The sequence below is a fragment of the Dietzia sp. DQ11-44 genome (genome assembly GCF_014145205.1).
Classification (GTDB): Bacteria; Actinomycetota; Actinomycetes; order Mycobacteriales; family Mycobacteriaceae; genus Dietzia; species Dietzia natronolimnaea.
Genome location: NZ_JAALEC010000482.1, coordinates 1 through 4172 on the forward strand (window position 1 = coordinate 1; position 4172 = coordinate 4172).

A 4172-nucleotide genomic window follows, 5' to 3' on the forward strand; every position below is an offset into this window, starting at 1 on the left:
GGTACCCGTCGGGCCGACCGGGCCTCGCGGGTCCGATCCGCACGGTCCCGGGCCCGCCGGGTCACGGTTCCAATGTTCATTGGTAACGGCGCTCGCAGAACCGCTGGTAGATCCTCCGTCTCCAATTGTTGACCCAAAGTCAACAGAAGAACCGCAGATCATGGCCTTGCCTGCTCCGCGGGTGCAACATAGAGTTCTTCCAGTCACCGGCCGGGGGGTGCGGTGGCGAGGTGAAGTGCGGACGAGGGGCTGTTACTTCACGACGAGGGGCCGGTATGAATACCGGGGCACCTGGGGGGGTGTCGGCCCGCCGCCTTCCGAGGCGAGCGTGGATTCCGGAAGGCGCGATGCGCAGTCCGCAGGAGGGAACGGCGTCGGATGCTGAGGGGCTCCGGCGTCGTTCCCCATTTCCGCGCCGGGCGGCCCGGGTTCAGTCGAGGATGTGCTCGGCGACCCTGCGCAGGCCCTCCAGTGCCCGTGCCTCGGCATCGGGCGAACGCGGCGTCTCCGGGCTGATCAACGTGATGTGCCACAGGTCGTTGTCCGCGATGAGGATCGTGTGGACCTCGACGCCCCCGCCGGTCGGGGCCGCCACGCAGTCGATGTACGCGGTATCGAGTTCGGGTCGGACCGGGGCGGGCGCCTCGGGAGCGGCCGGGGGTGCATCCTCGATCGACGCCCCGTCGGCTCCGCGGATCTCCGAACACGCGTACCGCACCCCCAACATCGCGGGCTGGCCGCGCAGCGCGGCCTGGGGGCCCCCACGTGGCTTGACCACCCCGGCCGCGAAGGTGTCCGGGATCTCGTCCCGCTCACCGGTGGTGGTCCGGGTGGTCGTGGGCGAGGTCGTGGGCATGGGCTTGACCTCCGTGGTGGTGTCGGCCCCCGCCTCCGCCTCTGCCTCGGTGTCCGCCTCCGCCTGCTGCATCTCGTACAACTCGGGCGATCCCGGACCGCCGTAGGTGCACATCAGGCCCAGATTGCCGGAGCCGATGGGTTCGACCTCGGGCATGTCGGCGTCGGTGAGCTCGATCAGTTCGGCGGGCGTCAGGTCGAGGAGTTCACACGCGTTCAACCGCGTGTCGGGATCGGGACGACCCTCCACCATCGCCGCGGCGATGTCGGGCCGGGGTTCCGGCGAGATCCGGGGTGGACCCGTCTCGCCGGCGTCGGAGAAGCCGAGCGCGGAGCACCCCGACACGGCCACCAACGCCGCCGACGCCACGAACCCCCGGGCGATTCGTCCCCCGGTTCCGGGACGGGGTCGCTGCGATCGCATGGGCTGATCCTACGACGTCGGCGTCCGATCCCTGATCCCGACCGTTCCGCGGACGCCCGCCCGGACGGGTCAGGTGTCGCCGGGGAGGATCTCGGTCGCCCTGATGACGGCGTCGAACGACTCGCGGATCCGGTCCTCCAGGAGGGTCGGCGACTCGTCGGTGCGCCACTGCTCGACCGCCACCCGCACGATCGCGATGGACGCCGCCGCCACCGTCGCGGCCTCCACGGACCCGGGATCCCTGCCCTCCCGGCGGGCCACCAGGGCGGCCAGTTCCTCCTCTGTCCGGGACAGGATCGCGTACACCTCGGTCCGGATCCCCGGTTCCCGCCGCCACATGTCGTGGAACCGGTTGAACAGAGGGGTCTCCTGCCGGGCCATCGCGACCTGCAGCCACAGCAGGCGGGTGAGCGCGGTCAGCGTGGACACGGACCGGTCGGTGAGGAACAGGTGCACCGCGTCGCGGTCCGGGGGGAAGGCGTCCGGGATGCACGCGGCGGCCTTGGAGGGGAAGTAGTTGAAGAACGTCCGACGGGACACGTTGGCGGCCTTGGCGATCTGGTCCACCGTCACGGCGTCGAGCCCCCGCTCGAGGGCCAGGTCCAACGCGACCGAGGAGATGGTCTCGCGCAGCTCCCGCCGGCGATGCCCGGTGCGGTCGGCGCCCTGCGCCTGCGTGGGTGGGCCGGTCATGTGGGCGCCTCCCCGTCGGTGGTCGATGAGTGTCGGTCTCTCAGTTCGGTGGTGATGACCTTACCCAGCGGGTCGGGTCCTATCCTGGTCATCATGCGTATCGCCGCCACGACCCTTCTCGCACCCCTGTCCGTCGTCCTGCTCGGCGTGATGGCGGGGTGCGGCGGGGACACCGAGCCGGCGCCGGAGATGGGGACGATCCGGACCGCGCCGCCGGAGACCAGCGAGCCGGAGATCCCGCAGGTCGAGCCGGTGACCAGTGCGGAGTGCCCGTACCTGTCGGTCGACGAGGCGTCGAGGCTCAACGGCGAGCTGGCCACCGACGTGCGGATCGACGACCGCGTCGACCCCGCCGCCTGCTTCTTCTACAGCGCCGACGGGGCCGTCCAGCTCACGACCACCGTGTACTCGGTCGAGTCGGAGGAGCGGGCCACCGAGTTGGTGGACGGCTCGGCGCCGGTCGGCGAGTCGGAGCGCTCGGACGTCGAGGGCGGGTGGACCGGTGGCCGCACCGGCGGCCCGGGGGGCGCCCTGGTGGTCCTGGCCCGCGGGACACAGGTCCTGGCGGTGCAGTCCACGCAGGAACAGTCGGTCAAGGTCCAGCGGGTGGCCGAGCTCGTCGCACCCCGGGTGGCCGACTGAGTCAGGGGGCCGACGTGCTCAGGGGGCGGGCGGGGAGGCCGCGACCGGGTCGACCGCCACGTGGGAGTACGGCATGAGCGCCTCGACCGCGGGGAACACCACCTCCATCAGCAACAGGAACACCGCCGCGATCAGGACGACGACCAGCACGATCCGCACCGGGGTGGGCCCGGGGAGCCTCCGGTAGAGCCAGGCGTACATCACCGACCCCCCAGCTCGGCGGGGAGTTCGCCGGGTACCCGCGCCTCGCTTCGTTCGAGTACCGCGTGCACCACGAGCCGTTCCGCCGCCGAATACTGCGGATGGCACGTGGTGAGCGTGGCCAGGGGCAGCAGGTCGGGGGAGGCGGGCTCGGCGCGTCCGGGTACCGCGTCGATCACCCACACGTCCTCCGGGCGGACCACCGAGACACCGGACAGTCCCTCGTACATGCCGGACGTCGCGCGGTCGGCGAGGTCCGTGGGTAGGCATTCGGCGGCCCGGGCGCGGGCAGAGGCGCGGTCGGGGGCGTCCACGGGCAGTACGCGGTAGACCAGCCACCGGTCCGCCGTGGCGTACACCAGGGCGTCGCACGAGCGCAGGGCGTCCAGGTCGTTGAACGGCGATCCCCGGCCCACCCGGTGCCCGGCGACGGCGAAGTTGCCAGGCTCCCCCGGACCCTGGGTCTCCGTGTAGTGCCCGGGCCCGGTCTCCAGCGCCGCGTCGCTGGTCCCGGACACCACCGCGAACCGGTAGTCCGAGCCGAACGCGGGGATGTACAGACGGGCGAACGCGGTGCCGTCGGCGAGTCCGGAGAGCCCCGGGTCCCCGTCGTCGACGCCCGTACCGCGACCCCGCGGGTTGTCCGGTCCACCCCACCGCTGGTCCAGTTCGGCGTCGGCGGCGGACTGGGCGCGCGCCGCGCCCAGGTCGGTCCACCACACCTGGTAGACGACGAAGAGTGCCAGTACGACGCCGAGCGTCACCAGCACCTCGCCCACCACACCCGCCGCGCGCGTCACGAGGGTTCCGTGACCATCCCCAGGATGAGCTCGGCCATGCTCCGTGCCGTCATCGCCGAGGTCTCGACCTCACCGAGCATGGCGGCGGTGACGGAACCGTCGTGGAGGATCGCCAACCGGTCCGCCAGGTCGGCGATGTTGTCGGGGTCCTCGAGCCCCATGCCGGCGAGCTCGGAGCGGAGGGTCGAGGCGACCCAGGCCCGCTGGTCGGACACCGCCGCCCGGATGGCGTGCTCGCCGTCCGTGCAGGGGCGGGGGAACTCGATGGCTGCGGCGAGGTGGCACGAGCCGGGGGTCGCGGGCTCCACGCGCTCACGGACGATGTCGAACAGGGCGAGGATGCGTCCGCGCGAGTCCGGCGCGGCGTCGGCGCGGCGCTGCCACAGGGCGCGGTCCCGTTCGGCCATGGCCCGCAGGTACGCCACGACGAGCTCGTCCTTGGAACCGTAGGTGTTGTAGAGGCTGGCCTTGGCGACCTTGGATTCCCTGAGGATCCGGTCGATCCCCACCGCGCGGATCCCGTCGGTGGAGAACAGGCGGGTCGACGTGGCCAGGAG

6 protein-coding genes are annotated in these 4172 nt (G+C 71.9%); 1 reads left to right on the forward strand and 5 read right to left on the reverse strand.

Annotated elements, in window-relative coordinates; genetic code table 11:
• Positions 1 to 430: 430 nt before the first annotated feature.
• Both G6018_RS12195 and G6018_RS12200 read right to left on the reverse strand, forming a co-directional pair.
• Complete coding sequence (locus G6018_RS12195; protein WP_182639737.1) at positions 431 to 1279, reverse strand: hypothetical protein; 849 nt, start codon at positions 1277 to 1279, stop codon at positions 431 to 433.
• 69 nt (positions 1280 to 1348) lie between these two features.
• Entirely contained in the window at positions 1349 to 1972 is a 624-nt protein-coding gene (locus G6018_RS12200; RefSeq protein WP_182639738.1) for a TetR family transcriptional regulator, read from the reverse strand.
• 93 nt (positions 1973 to 2065) lie between these two features.
• Here G6018_RS12200 and G6018_RS12205 point away from each other — a divergent pair, with 93 nt between their 5' ends.
• Positions 2066 to 2614, forward strand: coding sequence for a DUF2020 domain-containing protein (locus G6018_RS12205; RefSeq protein ID WP_182610643.1), 549 nt, complete (start codon positions 2066 to 2068; stop codon positions 2612 to 2614).
• A gap of 18 nt (positions 2615 to 2632) precedes the next feature.
• On the opposite strand, the gene G6018_RS12210 is transcribed toward G6018_RS12205, so the two are convergent.
• The 3 genes from G6018_RS12210 to G6018_RS12220 form a co-directional block, all read right to left on the reverse strand.
• Entirely contained in the window at positions 2633 to 2815 is a 183-nt protein-coding gene (locus G6018_RS12210; protein WP_179523579.1) for a hypothetical protein, read from the reverse strand.
• Complete coding sequence (locus G6018_RS12215) at positions 2815 to 3615, reverse strand: class E sortase (RefSeq protein ID WP_347237859.1); 801 nt, start codon at positions 3613 to 3615, stop codon at positions 2815 to 2817. The genes G6018_RS12210 and G6018_RS12215 overlap by 1 nt, the downstream gene beginning before the upstream one ends.
• Positions 3612 to 4172, reverse strand: a 561-nt coding sequence (locus tag G6018_RS12220; protein WP_182639739.1) for a TetR/AcrR family transcriptional regulator, incomplete at its 5' end; no start/stop codon positions are given. The genes G6018_RS12220 and G6018_RS12215, both read right to left, overlap by 4 nt.